Source organism: Amycolatopsis suaedae, assembly GCF_004214935.1.
Taxonomy (GTDB): Bacteria; Actinomycetota; Actinomycetes; order Mycobacteriales; family Pseudonocardiaceae; genus Amycolatopsis; species Amycolatopsis suaedae.
In genome coordinates, this window is the sequence record NZ_SFCC01000005.1 from 316,047 (window position 1) to 333,349 (window position 17,303).

Below are 17,303 nucleotides of genomic sequence, written 5' to 3' on the forward strand. Positions count from 1 at the left end.
CGGCGTACACGCGACGATGCTCGACCAGCTCGGCGCCGCGATCGTCAGCGGCGAGCTGGCACCGGGATCGGTGCTGCGGGTGGAGGAACTACAGACCCGTTTCGGCGCCTCCCGCACCATCGCCAGGGAGGTGGTGCGCACGCTGGAGACGATGCGGCTGACGTCGAGCAAGCGGCGGGTCGGCGTCACCGTGCGCGAGCAGCCGGAGTGGAACCACTACGACCCGAGGGTCATCCGCTGGCAGCTGGACGGCGCGAGCAGGCCGGCCGCGCTGCGCACGCTCACCGAGCTGCGGGCCGCGGTCGAGCCGAGCGCGGCCCGGTTCGCCGCGCTGCGGGCCACCCCGGAGCAACGCGGGCAGTTGCGGGCGCTGGCCACCCGGCTGGCCGCCACCGCGAAGGCCCGTGACCTCACCGCGTTCCTCGGCCACGACATCGAGTTCCACCATCTGGTGCTGACCGCGTCCGGCAACCCCATGTTCGCCCAGCTCTCCGCCGTGGTCGCCGAGGTGCTCACCGGCCGGACCGGGCACGGCCTGATGCCGGACGAGCCGCAGCCCGAGGCCGTCGCCCTGCACACGGAGGTGGCGCGGGCGATCGACGACGGCGCCCCCGACCGGGCCGAGCGGGCCCTGCGCGAGATCGTCATCCAGGCCCGCGAGGAGATGACCGCGCTGCTCGACTGAGCCGTCGTCGCGGTGTCCCGCCACTCCGCTCGCGCTGCGAGGCGCCCCGGTTTGCGGCAGGCTGGCTACCTGTGAGTAGGAAACCGGGAGACGACGTCGAGGCGGCCGCGCTCACCGCCGTGCTGGACGGCCGCTGGGCGGAGCTCAAGCGCGAGGTACGGGCGCAGATGGCGCAGGAGACCTTCCTCGACCCGACGGAACTGGACATCGAGGCGCACCGCGCCCAGGTCCTGGAACAGCTGCGTGCGCTGGCCCGGACCGACCGGCCGGGCCTGGGTTACGACCCGGCCCACGGCGGTGGCGGTGACGTCGGCGGCTCGCTGACGTCGTTCGAGATGCTCGGGTTCGGCGACCTGTCGCTGATGGTCAAGGCCGGCGTGCAGTGGGGCCTGTTCGGCGGAGCCGTCCAGTTGCTGGGCACCGAGCGGCACCACCGGGAGTACCTGCGCCGGATCACCAGCGGTGAGCTGCTCGGCTGCTTCGCGATGACCGAGCACGGCCACGGCTCGGACGTCCAGCACCTGCGTACCACGGCCACATTCACCGACGGCGGGTTCGTGATCGACACACCGGACGAGTCGGCGGTCAAGGAGTACATCGGCAACGCCGCCCGCGACGGCGAGCTGGCGGTGGTGTTCGCCCAGTTGATCACCGGCGGCGAATCCCGTGGGGTGCACGCGTTCCTGGTCCCGATCCGGGTCGGCGGCGAGCCCGCGCCGGGGGTGACCATCACCGACTGCGGCCGCAAGGCCGGGCTGAACGGCGTCGACAACGGGCGGCTGGCCTTCGACGGCGTACGGGTCGGCAGGGCGGCGCTGCTGAACCGCTTCGCCGACGTCGCCGAGGACGGGACCTACTCCAGTCCGATCGAGAGCGACAACCGGCGGTTCTTCACCATGCTGGGCACGCTCATCCGGGGCCGCATCAGCGTCGCGGGCAGCGCCGTCAACGCCACCAAGCGGGCGCTGGCCGTCGCCGTGCGCTACGGCGAGCGGCGGCGGCAGTTCTTCACCCCGGACGGCGACGAGGTCGTCCTGCTGGACTACCGCGCACACCAGCGCAAGCTGCTGCCCGCGATCGCGAAGACCTACGCGCTGCACTTCGCCCAGGAGCGGCTGGTGTCCACTGTGCACGATCTCGGCACCGAGCCAGCCGAGCACGACCAGCGGGAGCTGGAGTCGCGGGCCGCCGGGATCAAGGCGGTCGCCACCTGGCACGCCACGCGGACGATCCAGACGGCACGCGAGGCCTGTGGCGGCGCGGGTTACCTCGCCGAGAACCTGCTGCCCGCGCTGAAGGCGGACACCGACGTCTTCACCACGTTCGAGGGCGACAACACGGTGCTGCTGCAGCTGGTAGCCAAGGGTCTGCTGACCGGCTACCGCGACTACTTCGCCGACCTGAGCACGCTGGCGACCGTGCGTTTCGCGGCGGAACAGCTGGTGGAGACGTTGCTGGAGCGGACGTCCGCGCGCAAGGTACTCGACCGGCTCGCCGGTGCCGCCGACGACGAGGTGCTCTTCGACCGGGAGTGGCACCTGCGCCTGTTCGAGGACCGTGAGGAACACGTCCTCGACGGTGTGGCCCGCCGCCTGCGCAAGGCCGCCGAGTCGGGGGACGCGTTCGCGGCGTTCAACGACGCCCAGGACCACGTCCTGCGGACCGGCCGCGTCCACGTCGACCGGCTCGTGCTGGAGGCGTTCGCGGCCGCCGTGGACCGCTGCGAGGACTCCGCGGCCGCGGCGTTGCTGGGCCGGTTGTGCGACCTCTACGCCCTGTCCGACATCGAGGCGGACCGCGCGTGGTTCCTGGAGCACGGCCGCCTGACCTCCGGCCGGGCGAAGGCCGTGACGGCCGCGGTCAACACGCTGTGTGCCGAACTGCGTCCGTACGCACGGGTGCTGGTGGACGGATTCGCGGTGCCGGAACAGTTCCTGCGCGCCCCGATGCTCGAATCCTGACGCCCGGACGGGTGGTGCGGCGCAGCGCTCCGCCGCACCACCCGGGCCACTACGGAAGCTGGGGCAGCTGAGGCAGCTCCACCTGGAGGTCGCCCTGCACCGGCAGCTCGATCACCGGCTCCAGGCCGATCGAACCGCCGATGAGGGCATTGGCACTACCCGCACCGACGAACAGCGCCGTGCCGACCACAATCGCCGAAACGCCGACCTTCGCGAACTTACGCATGATTTCTCCTCGGGTCGATACAGAAGGAATCGGGAACCCGCCGCGGTCGGATTTCCCTTGGTGTGCCGCACTCCTATCGGGAGCGACAAACCAACAATAAACGCGGACACCAGGGCGGAAAATAGCCCAAACGGTTTATGTCCGGCAATTAATGAAAGGACTCTAACAGCGAATAGCCGCTGCATTTCACCTGCGCAGGATAGGCATGTGCTTATTCTGAATGGATCTTCACTGCGGCCTTATCGGTGTTTCATGGAACCCTGACACCGCGCCCTGCCGCGCCGTGTGTGCGGCGTGGCGCCATGCGCCCCCAATGTGGCATTGGGGTACTTGAAGTTCCCCAATGCCACATTGGGGGAGGTTGCTGGGTCTCTTTCGTGGTGGCGGCTGGGTCTGCTGAGCCGGGTGTGACTGGTGGGGCTGGTGTGGTCGCCGCGAGGCCGGCTGCCTGGTGGGGCGGGCTGGACGGCAGAAGTCCGAGGTGGACCCCGGTGTCGTCTGCTCGCAGCCTCAGCGATCACTGCAGACCCAGCACGCCCGTTAGCCCCACCAGCCACCACGAACGAGACAACATCGGGTCAACGCCACTGCCACGAACGGCACCTTGCTAGCGCAACACGCAACCACAGTGCCCTTGGTAGCACGGCCGGAAGCCCGGCCGCCCAGACTTTGCCGGGGTCCTGGCACCAGGGCGCGTGCGGGTCCCCTTCACGGCCGGGTGCCCGCGTGCGCGGCCAGGCTAGCGGGGCCGCCAGACCAGCCGGGTGACGGCCGCGGCCACGGACGCCACCGGGTGCCTGCGCCTGCCGCCGCGGGCCTCGGGCGCGGACTCCGGAACCGCGCTGTAGACCAGGTGCGCCGCCAGCCGGGTCACCCGCGGCATCACCCGCGTCGCCAGCTCCACCGCCGTCCCCTCCGGCCGGTTCACCACCTCCGGCCGCTTCTCCAGCGCCGCGACCACCAGCGCGGCCGCCTTCTCCGGGCTGGCCGCGGGCAGCGAACGGTAGAGCCCGGTCGGCGCGATCATGTCGGTCCGCACCAGCGGCATCCGCACCGAGGTGAACGTGACGCCGTCGGACAGCGTCTCGCGGCCTGCCGCCAGGCCGAACTCCTCCAGCGCCGCCTTCGACGCCAGGTACGCGGCGAACCGCGGCGTGTCGGTCTGCAGCCCGGCGGTGGTCACGTTGACCACGTGCCCGAACCCGCGCTCGGTCATCGACGGCAGCAGCCGCAGGATCAGCCGCACCGGGCCGAAGTAGTTGATCGCCATCGTGCGCTCGAAGTCGTGGAACCGGTCCGTCGACAGCCGCACCGACCGGCGGATCGACCGCCCGGCGTTGTTCACCAGCATGTCGACCGCGCCGTGTTCGGCGAGCACCTCCTTGACCAGTGCGTCCACCGCGTCGCCGTCGGTCAGGTCGCACGGGTGACAGGCCGCTTTGCCGCCCTGGGCGACGATCTCGTCGCGCACCCTGGCCAGTTCCTCGGCACGGCGGGCGACCAGCACCACCGTCGCCCCGCGCCGGGCCACGGCCAGCGCCGACGCCCGGCCGATACCCGACGACGCACCGGTGATCAGCACCGTCCGGCCCCGCAGGCGCTCGCCACGCCGGGCCCGGTCCGGGTCGAGATGCTCACGCCAGTAGTCGTAGAGCGGTTTCGCGTAGTCCCGCAGCTCGGGCAGGGTGATCCCGCTGCCGTCCAGCGCCTCGGTCGTCGCCGCCGTGTCGAAGCGCACCGCCATGCTCAGGTGCGGTAGCACCTCAGGCGGCACACCCAGTTCCTCCAGCACGGCGTGGCGCACCGAGCGGCCGCCGGGCACGCGGTCCACACCCGCCGCGGCGAACCGGGCGGCCCGCCGCAGCGCCTTCGCGCCGGGCACGTGTGCCGCGACACGCGGGCCACCCGCCGCCCTGGCGAACGCGTTGTACACCTCGGTCAGCGACTGCGGCCGCGGCGACGCGAGGTGGAAGGTGCTGCCCGAGGGCAGTTCCGCGTGCATCAGGTAGTCCATCGCGGCGACCACGTAGTCGACGGGCACCAGGTTGGTCGCACCCATGGCAGGCGCGGCCAGCGGCAGCCGGGCGGGCAGCGCGGCGAGCCGGGAGATGGCCGGCAGGAAGTAGTACGGCCCGTCGATCTTGTCCATCTCGCCGGTATGCGAGTCGCCGACGACAGCCGACGGCCGGTAGACCACATGCGGCAGCCCGCTGTCGCGGACCAGCCGCTCGGCCTCGAACTTGGTGGCGTGGTACGGCGAGGCGAAGCGCTGGCCGAGGTCGAAGTCGGCCTCGGTGAACCGGCCCGCGTAGGTGCCCGCGACGGCGATCGACGACACGTGGTGCAGCCGCGCTCCGGTGGCCCTGACCAGGTCGAGCGTGTTGCGGGTGCCCTCGACGTTGGCGGCCTGGTTGGCCTCGTCGGACGCGGTGAAGTCGTAGACGGCGGCCAGGTGCACCACGTGGTCCACCCTGCCCAGCGCCGCGGCGTCCACCCCGAGCCCCGGCTCGGTCAGGTCCCCGGTCACCGGGACCAGCCGCGACGGCTCCGGCCAGCCCTGTGCCAGCGCCGCCAGCCGGGCCTTCGACGTCTGCCTGACCAGGGCGTACACGGTCCGCGTCTCGGGCCGGGCGAGCAGCCGGGCGACCAGGCGCCTGCCGAGGAAGCCGGTGGCGCCGGTGACGAAGTAGACAGCCATTCCCGAAGCTTACCTACTCACAAGTAGGTAAGCCAGCGGTTCTGGCAGCCGTGAACGCTGTGTTAGCCTGTCGCCGTGCAGCGCCGTATGACGTCCCAGCGACTCGTAGCCCGGCGCGCCGGCTGAACCCAGGTCGCCGGCGCGCAGTTCCGGCGACCGCGGACGAGCGGCATCTCCTCGGGGCCTGGCCCGGTTTCCAGCCAGTTCACTTCCCCTGGAGTCCTGCCATGCCCGTCCTGACAACCTCCCTGGTCCGGCGCCGGATCGCCACCTACTTCACCGGCGGCGTCGACCAGGTGCCCGGCCTCGTCGGCACCCTCGCCCAGCACGGCCTCAAGGTGCACGAGCTGTCGGTCGACATCCGCGACGGTGTCCGGGAGAGCAGCATGATGTGTGCCGTCCTGCTACCCGGCGAGGAGGTCGAGCCGCTGCTCGCCCGCGTCCGCGACCTCCCCGCCGTGGTGTCCGCCGAACTGGCGTGAGCCGGCGTCAGCCCGCCGGGAGCACCCGTTTGTCCACGTTGTACCCGCCGGCCTCCACCACCGGCGCGGCACCGCCGAGGTCGGCCGTGCGGTAGGTGGCGGTCAGCGTCAGCGTCTCCCCCGGCCACAGCGTCACGTAGTTGTCGGACCAGTCGGTCGGCAGCACCTCCGCGCCGCCCTGTCCCTTGCGCACGGTGGCCCTGACGAAGAACGCCACCTGCCCGCCGCCCGCGTCGTTGGTGAGCGTCACCGTGGTCCTGGTGTTCTCACCCTCCACTGTGGACTTCGCGGTGCCGGTCACACTGCCCTTCGGCAGGCTGCCCAGCCCCTTGAGGTCGGCGTATCCGGACTGCGGCGTGTGGTACCAGGTCGATTTCCCGTAGTCGAGCGTGTCGGCCTTGGTCGAGAGCCAGTACACGTTGCGGTCGAGCACCTTCCCCGCGGCGTCGGTGAGCTGCAGCCGGGCGAAGTAGGTGCTCGACAGCCCCGGCGGCTGCGGCAGCGTTCCCACCCGGACCGAGCCGTTCGCCCTGGCCGTCACCGGCCGGGTCTCGCGAGCCTTCTCGGTTCCGTCGGCGTTGAACAGGGTCACCACGACGTTGAGGCCGCCGACCTGCTCCAGCCCGGTGTTCACCACGGCCAGTGATCGGTCGTCGTAGGAGTACTGGACGTGCAGCGGGCGCAGCGCTGTCTTGGCGCCGAAGTAGGACCCGGCGGTCGCCAGGTAGTAGTCGTAGAGGTGCCAGTACATGGTCGGCCAGGCGTTGTTGAGCATCCAGTAGATGACGCCGGTCGCCGGCTTGTTCGCGTCCGACCAGTCCCTGCCGAACGCCTCGAACTGCGCGCGGTTGGTCTCGTAGTTCGCCAGCTGCGCCTTGCGTACCAGGTCCTCCGGCCCTGCCGGCCTGCCGTATCGGTCGTCCAGCGCGGTTCCCCAGAACGACAGCTTGTTGAACGTGCCGGTGGGTGCCAGGTGGTACTGCGTGGCGTTGTAGTCGGTCAGCTTGGCGATGTCGCCGGGCGTCAGGAACTTCCGCAGTTCCTCCATCTCCGGGATCGTCGGGCCGGGGCCGATCTCCGAGGCGAAGCCGAAGGCGCCGCCGAGCCGCTCGTTGTACCAGTAGACCGGCGGCTCCCACCAGTACGGGCCTTCCATCTTCATCCCGGGACTGCCCAGCTGCGGCGAGCTGAGGGCCTTGGCGGACGAGACCACCGGCAGGTTCCACTCCGCGCGCCGCAGGGCGTCGAGGTAGATCTTCTCCAGCCCGCCCGGTGGTGCGGCGTCGCTGCCGATCAGGAACCCGAGCATGCTCGGGTGGTTGCGTACGCGCCGCGCCTCGGACTCGGCGGACTGCCCGGCCACCCGGTTGTCCTCGGCGTCGAACGAGCTGTACTTCTCCCACTTCGAGCAGCACTCCCAGCCGGTGAGCAGCATGATGCCCATCCGGTCGGCGAGGTCGTAGAACTCGTCGTTCTCCGGCTTGCCCTCCAGGCGGATGGTGTTCATCCCCATGCCGCGAACGAGCTTCAGCTGGTCCTCGATGCGGCGCAGGTCGGTGCGCAGGAACAGGTCCGAAGCCCAGCCGCCGCCCCGCACCAGGAACGGCTTGCCGTTGACGGAGAACTCCCTGCCGCCCTTGTTCAGCCGGGAGGTGACCTCGCGGATGCCGAAGCTGGTGTGGGCGGTGTCGGACACGGCGGCGCCGACCGTGGCACGCAGCCGCGCCTCGTACATCGGCTGGGCACCCATGCTGAACGGCCACCACACACGGGGCCGGTCGATGCGCAGCGCCGGGGTGTTCGCCGGGCTGAAGGTCACCGTCCTGGTCTCCCGCGCTGCCAGCGAGACGGTCCGCGTCAACGCGATCCCGTCGACGGTGCCGGTGACCTCGGCGGTCACCGGCTGGGCGGTGTTGTTGCGGGCGTCGACCTTCACCGTCACGTCGGCCCGGTCCAGGCTGGGCAGCGGCAGGTCACCGTCGGCGCGCAGGCGGCGCAGTGACACCGCGCCGCTGCCGGCCAGCTGGACGTCGCGGAACAGGCCCTGGTTGCGGTCCGGGGGCAGCTGGGACCAGTCGATGAAGTGGATGGCGAGGTCGTTCTGCGGGTCGGCGGGCATCGCCTTGATCGCGATGGCGTTGTTTCCCTTGCGCAGCAACGCTGTCACGTCGAACTCGTGGGTCGGGTAGGCGCCGACGACGTCGTCGGTTCCGGCGACCCTGGTGCCGTTGAGCCACACCTCGCCGCGGGAGATGACGCCACCGTTCAGCTTCAGGAACGTGTGCGTCCCCGCGGCCGGGTCGGCGGTGAACTCCTTGCGGTACCACCAGGGCACGGTGAACTCGTCGCGGGTGGCCCGCTTGAGGTTCTCGCCGTGGTTGACATCGCCGTACCTGCCGTTCGCGACGAGCCCGGCCATGACCGTGGACCGTGCGGCAACCTGGTACCAGCCGCCGTCGCCGAACCCCGGCACGGACACCGTGTCCCCGCCGGCGGGCACCTGGCGGCTGCTTTGCATGCGCCAGTCCGGGATCGTGCTGACCTGGCCCGGCGCGGGCGCGGCGGCGGGCGCTCCGGACGGCGGCGCCGCCGCGGTGGGGACGGTGACGAGGGCGGAGCCGAGGACGGCCGCGACCACAGCGAGGACCCTCGTCGATCGACGTCGGCACATGGCTGGACGCTCCTGGCGGACCGTGGCGGCGGCCGTACAGTTGTCCGGACCACTGTGAACCGGTTACCGATTTTCGCGCAACCCCGCCGGGGTCACCTGAGCTTGCGGCCGTCCTGGTAGACGGCCCGGATGGCATCCTTGAGCGTGCCGTCCAGCACGTGCTGCTCGGCGTCGCCCTCGACGAGCACCAGGTCCGCCCGCTTGCCGGCCTCGATCGTGCCGAGTTCCTCCCGCAGGCCCATCAGCTCGGCCGCCGACCGGGTCGCCGCGTGCAACGCCTGTGCCGGTTTCATGCCGTTCTGGGTCATCAGCGTCAGTTCGGTGAGATTGTCACCATGCGGGCCGACCCCGGAGTCGGTGCCCATCGCGATCCGCACGCCTGCGTCCACGGCCGCCCGGAACGACGCCGCGTGCTCGGCCACCACCGTCCTGGCCTTGGCGAGGACGACGTCGGACACCGGGACGCCCGCGTCGGCCTGGCCGAGCACCATGCGCGGGGCCAGCAGTGTCGGCACCAGCCAGGTACCGCGGCTGCACATCTCCTCGATCGCCTCCACGGTCAGGAAGACACCGTGCTCGATCGAGCGCACGCCGTTGCGTACCGCGGCGAGGATCCCGTCGCCGCTCATCGCGTGCGACATCACCGCGATGCCCGCCGCCTCCGCCTCGCGGACGACCATGGCCAGTTCCTCGTCACGCAGGTGCGCGTGCCGCGGGTTCGACCTCGGCGACATCACCCCGCCGCTGGACGCGATCTTGATGACGTCCGCGCCTGCCCGGATCATGCTCCGCACGACCTTGCGGAGTTCCTCCGGCCCGTCCGCGACACCGCCGGGCATCCCCGGGTACGGCGGCAGCAGCTGCGGTATCTCCGCGCCGCAGGCCATCCAGCTGTCGTTGTGTCCGCCGGTCTGCGAGATCATGTTGACCGCGATCTGCATGCGGGGACCCTCGACGAGCCCCTGCCGCACCGCCTCGGCCACCCCCAGGTCCGCGCCTGCCGCGTCCCGCACGGTGGTGATGCCGCAGTCGAGTGTGGCCCGCATGTTGCCGATGGCCTGGTAGAACGGCAGCGAGAACGGCGTGTTGAGCGAGCGCACCAGGTCGGCGCTGTCGAACAGCAGGTGCACGTGGCAGTCGAACAGGCCGGGCAGCACCGTGTGACCGGTCGCGTCGACCCGTACGTCGCCGTCGAGCCCGGTGCCGACGTCGACGATCTGCCCGCCCTCGACCAGCACGTCCGCGGCTTCGGCAGGCGTCCCGGTGCCGTCGAAGACCTGCCCCCCGGCGATCACGATTCGCGTCATCCGCCGACCCTACTGCGAGACGCCAGGCGGATCGTCGTACCCCGCTGATGTACGCGGTGGGCCGCAACGGCGCCCTCTCGCCGACTGATCCCCGCTACGGCTTCGCCGCCGTCAGCACCAGCAGGACCGGCCGCCCCACCAGCCAGGACGCCCACGGCACCTCGGCCACCATCTGGTCGTCGCCGCTGAACTCGTGCCGCTCCGGCGTGCTGAAGCCCGCCGCGGTGATCCAGCCCGCGTAGTCGTCCACCGTGTAGGGGTGCGCGACCAGTTTGTACGCCTCGCCGTCGCTCTCGAACTGGGCCGACATCCCGGTCGCCGCCAGTACCGGATGGAAGACGGAGAACACCAGCCTGCCACCCGGCTTCAGTACCCGGAAGAACTCGGCCACGGCCCGGCCGGGGTGGTCGAGGTGCTCACCGAGCAGCGAGCAGTAGACGGCGTCGAACTCGGCGCCGGCGAACGGAAGCGGGCCTTCGAGGTCCGCTTCGGACAGTGGCACGTCCGGGTGCGCCCGGCGGGCAACCGCCAGCATGCCCGGCGAGAAGTCGACACCGTGCGGCAGCGCCCCGGCGGCGAGCATCGGCTTCAGGTTGCGGCCGGTTCCGCAACCGGCGTCCAGGATGCGCTCACCCGCGCGGGGTGCCAGCAGCCCGATGCTGTGCCGTGCGTCGACGGCGACGACCGGGTTGGGCGTCTGTTCGTACGAACTGGCCCACAGGTCGTAGCCCGCCTTCGTCTGAATGTCTTTCAACTGCATCCTGGACCATCCAAGGGGTAGTATGAAACAGTCTGCGGGGAGCTGCGGAACTGGGGAGCAACAGCTTAACTATTGCCTCGCCCGGTCATCAACCGACAATACATGGGAGGCCAGCGGAGAATGCCCGATTCATCGTTCAGGGTACTTGTCGTCGGCGGTGGCATCGGAGGTCTTTGCCTGGCTCAGGGGCTGAAACGCGCCGGGGTCGACGTCGCGGTGTACGAACGCGACCGTACCAGGACCGATCGCCTGGAAGGGTACCGGATTCACATCGATCCGGACGGCGCGAAGGCACTGAACGCGTGCCTCCCGGAAAAGGTCTGGGACACGTTCGTCGAGAGCACGGTCGATCTCGGGAGTTTCCGATTTATGACCGAGCAACTACAGCAGCTCATGGTAATGGAACCGGAAGCCCACGAATCGCCCGACTCCGGTCCGACGGAACGGTCGCACGCCATCGACCGTGTCACGTTGCGTGAAGTTCTCCTCACCGATCTCGACGACGTGCTGCATTTCGACAAGAAGTTCGAACGGTACGAACGCGCGGCCGACGGCACGATCACCGCTCACTTCGCCGACGGCACCACCGCCACGGGCGACGTCCTGGTCGGCGCGGACGGCGTCAACTCGCCGGTTCGCCGCCAGTACCTGCCGCAGGTCGAACGCGTGGACACCAACGCGTACGGCATCGGCCTCAAGCTCCCGCTCACCGACGAGGTGCGTTCCTGGCTGGAACCCCCACTGTCCACGGGCCGCAGCATGATCATGGCTCCCGCTCCGTTCTTCCTCTCGATCTCGGTGTTCGACCGCACCTCCGGCGCCGCGGACCGCCCGGCCGGCCCCGACGACGCCTACGTCGGCACCGCGTTCGTGGTGCGGCGCGACGCCTGCCCGGCGAATATCGAGTCACTCGACGGCTCCCAGCTCAAGTCGTTCATCGAACGCCTCATCGGCACCTGGCATCCGCAGCTGCGCAGGCTCGTCGCCGAGTCCGACCCGGAGAGCACGCTTCTGGTGCCCTACAAGACGTCCGTCCCGATCGAGCCGTGGGAGACCACCAACGTCACGCTGCTCGGCGACGCCGTGCACAGCATGTCGCCGGTGGGCGGGCTCGGCGGAAACACCGCCCTGCGCGACGCCGACCTGCTGTGCCGGCAGCTCGTGTCGGTCCGGGACGGCGCGGCGAAGGCACCCGACGCCATCCGGGTCTACGAGGCCGCCATGCTGGAGTACGGGTTCGCCGCCGTCCGCAAGGCACTGCGCTACCAGAAGCAGGGCCTGCAGAGCAACCGGATCGCGGTCGCACTGTCCCAGGTGTTCTTCCGCTTCCTCAACGGGATGATGCAGCGTCGCCAGGCAGCAGGCCGGGCGGGGAACGGGCGCACACGCGGCTGACCACCTCAGCGCCAGGCGGCTTCGTAGAAGTCGCCTGGCGCCTTGCCCGCTCCGATCATGACCTGGATCAGCGCGGTCAGCCGGGTTCCACCGAGGCCGAGCAGCCGGTTGGTCGCCAGCACGTCGTAGCCGAGGCTGGCGTGGCAACGCAGTCCCAGCGCGGCCGCGGCCAGGTAGAGCCGCTGGGTGACGATCCCGGCCTCGATGTTCTGCATGCGGTACCACCGGTCACCGTGCACCTCGAAGCCGGACTCGTAGTCGCCTGCCGGGTAGACACACAGGTTCGTGTGGGTCAGGTTGAACAGCTTGAACAGCAGGGCTTCCTGGAACTCGTCGCCGAGGTCGGCCGCGGTGACCAGCTCCAGGCGCGGCGCGGCGGCCGCCGGATCGAACCGGTAGACGCCCGGCTCGACGCCGCTGACCCGGTTGATCGCGCAGAACAGCGAGGTGTGCCGCACTCGCGGCTGCTCACCGTCGAGGTCGCTGGTGTAGCCACCCGTGGCCGCCGTCAGCAGCGCCGACAGGGTGTCCGCGCTCATGTCGGCAGGCACGAAGTAACCCATCGACGACCGCCGGCGTGCCAGGCCCGCCAGCAGGTCCACCCGCCGTCGCGGCAGTTCCGCCGTTCCGTCCTTCGGCACCCCGCCCACGTCGATCTCGGGCAGGGCACCACGCGCCCGGAAGTAGTCCACATCGGACAGCCGGGATGCCAGGTGGGTGTGTTCCTGTGCCGGGCGGTCGCGCAGCGTCCACTCCCGCTCGGCCCGGGAACCGGTCCCGGTCCGGGAGGGCAGCACCCCGGCCTCGTCCCGGGACAGCCGCGCCGCCGACGCGGGCACGCTCTCCCGGTCGTCCAGCGTGACCGCCGCGTAGACGCTCTCCCGCAGCGGATCCAGCCGCAGCAGGCGGTCGAGCTGGTCGTCGACGAACTGGTACCGCACCGCCGCGGGCAGGCCGTGCCCGTCGGCGAGCGCGAGCAGTTGCCCGATGACGACGCCCAGGTCCATCCCGCACAGCCGGTAGGTGAGTTCGCCGTACTTGAAGGCGTTCTTCCAGAAGAACACGCTGGTCAGCAACGTCAGACCGGGACTGGCGGCCGGCTGCCCGAGCGCGGCGGCCAGCTCCGGTGTCCAGTCGCCCTCCCGCAGGGTCACCAGTGCGTGGTGGGCGGCGTCGTAGTGGTAGACCCCCGCCGGCCACGGGCCGTCCGGTCCGGCGACGACGTAGAGTTCCGCGGGGAAGCGTGATCCGCCCGACGGCACCGGGCGCAGCGTGTTCCTGGCCAGTTTCGCGCCGCCGGGTGGCTCGGCGCCCCGGGTCCCGATGACCCTGCGCAGTGCGTCGGCCGCGGTCCAGCGGTAGCGGGTCAGCCCGTAGCCGTCGGCGAGCAGCCGTGCGGCGGGTTCGTCGTCCAGCTGGATCCGGGGCAGTCCCCGGTACAGCTTGAACTGGCCGGGCGCGTCGTCCCAGTCGACCTCCTCGGGGATGGGCAGGCCCTCGGCGATCTCGACGTACCGCCGCGCGGCGGTACCGGGGGCCACCAGGCCGGTCATCCGGGCACCCCCGCGGCTTCGGTGGTGGCACGCAGGAGCAGGTACATCAGGTAGGCCTCTTCCGGCAGCGAGATTCCCAGGCGGTTGTTGTGCATGTGTGAGCAGAACAGCAGGACGCTGCCCAGTTCGGCGTCCGCACCGTCCACACGCGACATGAGAACCTCGGCCGGCGTGAACAGCCCCCGCTCCCGCAACGCGGCCAGCTCCGCCCGCAGCGTCCGCACCGAGGACAGCCACCGGGTCACGGCCGACGGCGGACCGGCTTCGGGTTCGCCCGCGAGGCGGGTGATCTCCTCGACCAGGGCGATCAGCCGTGGTCGCTGACGCTGGTACTTCTCCTCGAACCGCCGCTCACCGGCGTCGGCGTCACCGAACAGCAGCCGCCGCCCCCAGTCCCGCTGACCGGTGGCGAGATAGCCGGGCAGCGCGTCGGCGCTCCCCGCGGCCGTCAGCGCGCACACGAGCATCATCGCCAGCGCCTGCCCGGTGCGCCGTCCGGGGTCGGCGGAGGCGGCGAGCACCTCCGCGACAAGCGCGCTGGACTCGGTGAAGTTGCGTTCCACCGCCCGCATCGCCTCGGGTGTCCCGCCGTAGCGGGCGTACTCCGGCTGGTAGGCGACGTGGTGGACGGAGTTGTTCGGCCGCAACGGCTCGACCTCGTCCTGGCCGCGTTCGATGGACACGAGCGGGCCGGCGACGCGCAGGTAGTCCTCCTCGCTGATCACCGTCCGCGACGGGCTGGCGGCGAGGAAACCGCCGATGTGCTGTTCGACCGGCCCGGTGACGTCGGCCGGCGTCCGCAGCCGCAGCCGCAGGTGCGGCCCGCCCTGCCAGTGGCGGACGAAGAAGTACCCGTCGAGGTGTCCCCGTCCGGTCAGGTCGGCGGCCAGCGGGCGCACCGCGCCGGTGATCAGCTCGTCGAGCGAATCGTGGTAGTGGATGTGGACGCTGGTCCAGTCCGGTGTCACGGTCACGGCTTCCCACCCAACTCGATCACGAACTCCGCCGCACGCAGTTCACCGTCCTGCTCGACGACGGCCTCCCCCCGGCCGGGGAGCATCTCCTCGAACACCAGCAGCTGATCGGTGCCGGTGACCACCTCGTCGAGCACGTCCAGCAGCAGCGGGCTGCCGAAGTCGACGTACACCGGCTTGCGTGTCTTGTCGAACAGACCGTCCACACGCGACCGCTGGGACGGCGTGCCCCGCCCGGCCATCGCCCGGACGAAGCACCGCCGCGGCAGGCCGTGCCGCCTGCGCCACCGGTTGACCTCCAGCAGGTACTCCACCGCGGACAGCGTGCCCCGCCGGGGCAGCACCGCGGCCGGGGCGGCCCAGGTGGCCCGGTTGACCACCAGCGAGCCCAGCACCAGCCGCGGATGGCGGCGGACACCGTCGTGCTCGGCCGTCGGTGACGCGGTGGCCAGGTGCTTGACGAACTCGAACCGCGGCACGGCCTGACCGAACATCTGGATGAGAAAGCGGTAGGCCGGAGGCAGCAGGAACTCCACCATGACACCGGTGTGCACCGGCGTGACGGTGGTCCCGTGGTCCTTCGACACCAGGCGCAGCTCGCCGGCCGCCGGGTCGTGGACGACCTGCAGATCGGCCAGCGCGAGCCGGTTCTCCTCCGGCCGCCCGCTGGTGCTGAGCGGGTAGCTGATCTCGTCGCGGCTGACCGGGTGGGTCAGGTTGAGGTTGGAGCCCACGGTGCCGGTGATCTCGGCGACGTGCCCAGGCCGCCGCGCCGGATCGGGCAGGTCGAAGGTGCCGAGGCCCGCCATGCGGTCCAGCCGCAGTAGCCTGGCCCGGCTGCGCCCGTGGCCGGTCATCAGCTCGTTCAGTACCGCGGTGACACCACCGTCAGGGGCGGCCATCGGCTGCACGTAGCACGCCATCGACTCGATGGGACGCACGAAGGCGGGCAGGCGGGCGGCGAAGTCCCGCAGCCACGCGCCGTCGAGGTGACGCACGCCGGCGTCGTCGGCGGGCAGCGCGGCGACCGCGCCGGCCAGTTCCGCCTGCAGTCCGGCCAGGGTGTCCAGGCGGGCCGGCCCGACGCGCGGCACCGGGAACGCGCGTTCGTAGCAGGTGGCGAGGTCCGCACCGGCCGGTGTGCCCAGCTCGCGGCAGAACGCGCGGTAGAAGTCCAGGAACGGCACCTGCTCGCCGGGGCCGTGGTGCCGGGTGAAGAACGCCTCGGCGGCGATCCGGCCGGGCAGGAACCGGTCGTAGAGACCGGCCAGGTGCCGCACCAGGTCCAGCTCGCCGAGCAGTTCCCGCCACGGCCGCACCGGCACGTCGGAGCCGGGTCCGGCCACGAGCACGTCCTCGTAGAACACGTTCTTCGGGAAGTTGTCGCCGGTGGCGTCCCAGCCGAGCTGGCCGTAGAGATCGGTGAGCCGCCGGGTGATGCCCGCGGACCTGTCCAGCCGCCCGCCCTCGCCGCTCGCGTAGCCCGCCAGGTCGTCGCGCAGCGCGGCGACGGTGGACCGGACCCGCTCCACCCGCTCCCCGGTGAAGTCCTCCAGCGCGCGGACGAGTGCACCCAGCTGGTCGGTCTCGTCGTCCGCGATGCCGAACCCGATCTCGACCAGGCCGACGTCGACGAGCTTGTCGAGAAAGCCGGCGATCTCCTCGCTGCGGTCGGCACGTTCCAGCCCGGCCAGCGCGCGCACCACACCGCCGTGGGTCCGGTCGGCACCGTGCCGGATCTGGTGCAGGAAACGGCGCAGTGTCGGCGTGCGGGCCAGCTCGATGACGGCTTCGCCGTCCCGGCGGCCCAGGAACCGGATCGCCCGCTCGTCCTCGACGACACTGCTGTTGACCGACAACGTCAGGTGCGGCCGGATCTCCGGCCAGCCGGACAGCGTGCGCGGGATCTGCTGCTGGGTGAAGGCGTTCAGCTCGACGACGCTTACCCGCTGCGCGCCGACGACGTACCGCGGCCGGTCCGCCACGGTGCCGGTGTCCACCCAGCGGCCCTGGGTGGTGCTGGTGAACGTGCTGTACGGGCTGGTCTTTCCGGCCAGCCTGGACACGTACTTGGCGAGCTTGCGCTCCAGCTTGCGGTCGGCGCGGCCGGGGTCGGCACGGTCGAGGCTGAACAGCAGGTCCCTGCTCGCCAGGACCAGGCCGTCCCGTAACGCGGGCGCGGCGGCGAGTTCGTGCAGGGCCCGGCGGCGGCGCGACGCGTCCCGCGGCAGGCCTGCCTCGACGGTACGCAGCAGCTCCGCCCGCCGCCGGAACCGCTCGTGCCACCGCTTCAGGTCCCCGGCCAGCCCGCCGGGCAGCTCCTCGTACGGGATGTCCTTCGGCTCGCGTGCCTGGAAGACCGCCCGGCGCAGTGCGATCAGCCGGCGGCGCAACGCGGTGTCGCCGGTCTGCCCGATGACCTCGTGCAGGCCGTCCGACAGCACGGCTCCCTGCCGCACCAGCCACTGTTCGAGGTCGAGTGCCTCCTCCACCAGCTCGGCGGCGTGCCCGCCGTCCAGCCGGTCGAGCGCCGCCAGCGGGAGGCCGGCGATCCGGACGACGAACGTGGGGTCGACAGTTGGACTCACCGC

12 protein-coding genes are annotated in these 17,303 nt (G+C 71.0%); 4 read left to right on the plus strand and 8 right to left on the minus strand.

Annotated elements, in window-relative coordinates; all coding sequences use genetic code 11:
* The first annotated feature begins 16 nt into the window (after positions 1-16).
* Positions 17-685: a FadR/GntR family transcriptional regulator gene (locus EWH70_RS12330; protein ID WP_165436253.1), complete on the plus strand. Its 669-nt coding sequence runs from the start codon at positions 17-19 to the stop codon at positions 683-685.
* Between the two features lie 71 nt (positions 686-756).
* The gene (locus EWH70_RS12335; protein WP_240686948.1) at positions 757-2,646 is read left to right on the plus strand and encodes an acyl-CoA dehydrogenase family protein; all 1,890 of its coding nucleotides are present in this window, start codon (positions 757-759) and stop codon (positions 2,644-2,646) included.
* Between the two features lie 49 nt (positions 2,647-2,695).
* Here the strand turns inward: EWH70_RS12335 and EWH70_RS35445 are convergent, their stop codons facing one another.
* Both EWH70_RS35445 and EWH70_RS12340 read right to left on the minus strand, forming a co-directional pair.
* Positions 2,696-2,872: a hypothetical protein gene (locus EWH70_RS35445; RefSeq protein WP_165436247.1), complete on the minus strand. Its 177-nt coding sequence runs from the start codon at positions 2,870-2,872 to the stop codon at positions 2,696-2,698.
* A 739-nt stretch (positions 2,873-3,611) separates the two neighbouring features.
* Positions 3,612-5,570 (minus strand): SDR family oxidoreductase, encoded by a 1,959-nt coding sequence (locus EWH70_RS12340; protein WP_130475452.1) that lies wholly within the window; start codon positions 5,568-5,570, stop codon positions 3,612-3,614.
* A 227-nt stretch (positions 5,571-5,797) separates the two neighbouring features.
* On the opposite strand from EWH70_RS12340, the gene EWH70_RS12345 reads away from it, so the two are divergent.
* Entirely contained in the window at positions 5,798-6,052 is a 255-nt protein-coding gene (locus EWH70_RS12345; RefSeq protein WP_130475453.1) for a hypothetical protein, read from the plus strand.
* 7 nt (positions 6,053-6,059) lie between these two features.
* Here EWH70_RS12345 and EWH70_RS12350 read toward each other — a convergent pair whose 3' ends face one another.
* The 3 genes from EWH70_RS12350 to EWH70_RS12360 form a co-directional block, all read right to left on the minus strand.
* The gene (locus EWH70_RS12350; protein ID WP_205669100.1) at positions 6,060-8,690 is read right to left on the minus strand and encodes a glycosyl hydrolase 2 galactose-binding domain-containing protein; all 2,631 of its coding nucleotides are present in this window, start codon (positions 8,688-8,690) and stop codon (positions 6,060-6,062) included.
* Positions 8,691-8,815: 125 nt separating this feature from the next.
* Positions 8,816-10,030, minus strand: coding sequence for a metal-dependent hydrolase family protein (locus tag EWH70_RS12355; protein ID WP_130475455.1), 1,215 nt, complete (start codon positions 10,028-10,030; stop codon positions 8,816-8,818).
* A gap of 94 nt (positions 10,031-10,124) precedes the next feature.
* Entirely contained in the window at positions 10,125-10,790 is a 666-nt protein-coding gene (locus EWH70_RS12360) for a class I SAM-dependent methyltransferase (RefSeq protein ID WP_130475456.1), read from the minus strand.
* 120 nt (positions 10,791-10,910) lie between these two features.
* Here EWH70_RS12360 and EWH70_RS12365 point away from each other — a divergent pair, with 120 nt between their 5' ends.
* The gene (locus tag EWH70_RS12365; RefSeq protein WP_165436248.1) at positions 10,911-12,185 is read left to right on the plus strand and encodes an FAD-dependent oxidoreductase; all 1,275 of its coding nucleotides are present in this window, start codon (positions 10,911-10,913) and stop codon (positions 12,183-12,185) included.
* A 5-nt stretch (positions 12,186-12,190) separates the two neighbouring features.
* Here the strand turns inward: EWH70_RS12365 and EWH70_RS12370 are convergent, their stop codons facing one another.
* The 3 genes from EWH70_RS12370 to EWH70_RS12380 are packed head-to-tail and all read right to left on the minus strand — an operon-like array spanning position 12,191 to position 17,300.
* Positions 12,191-13,738: a SagB family peptide dehydrogenase gene (locus EWH70_RS12370; RefSeq protein ID WP_130475458.1), complete on the minus strand. Its 1,548-nt coding sequence runs from the start codon at positions 13,736-13,738 to the stop codon at positions 12,191-12,193.
* Positions 13,735-14,712 carry a thiopeptide-type bacteriocin biosynthesis protein gene (locus EWH70_RS12375; RefSeq protein ID WP_130475459.1) on the minus strand — a complete coding sequence of 326 codons (978 nt, stop codon included), beginning with the start codon at positions 14,710-14,712 and terminating at the stop codon, positions 13,735-13,737. The genes EWH70_RS12370 and EWH70_RS12375 overlap by 4 nt, the downstream gene beginning before the upstream one ends.
* Positions 14,709-17,300 (minus strand): lantibiotic dehydratase, encoded by a 2,592-nt coding sequence (locus tag EWH70_RS12380; RefSeq protein ID WP_165436249.1) that lies wholly within the window; start codon positions 17,298-17,300, stop codon positions 14,709-14,711. The genes EWH70_RS12375 and EWH70_RS12380 overlap by 4 nt, the downstream gene beginning before the upstream one ends.
* Positions 17,301-17,303 lie beyond the last annotated feature (3 nt).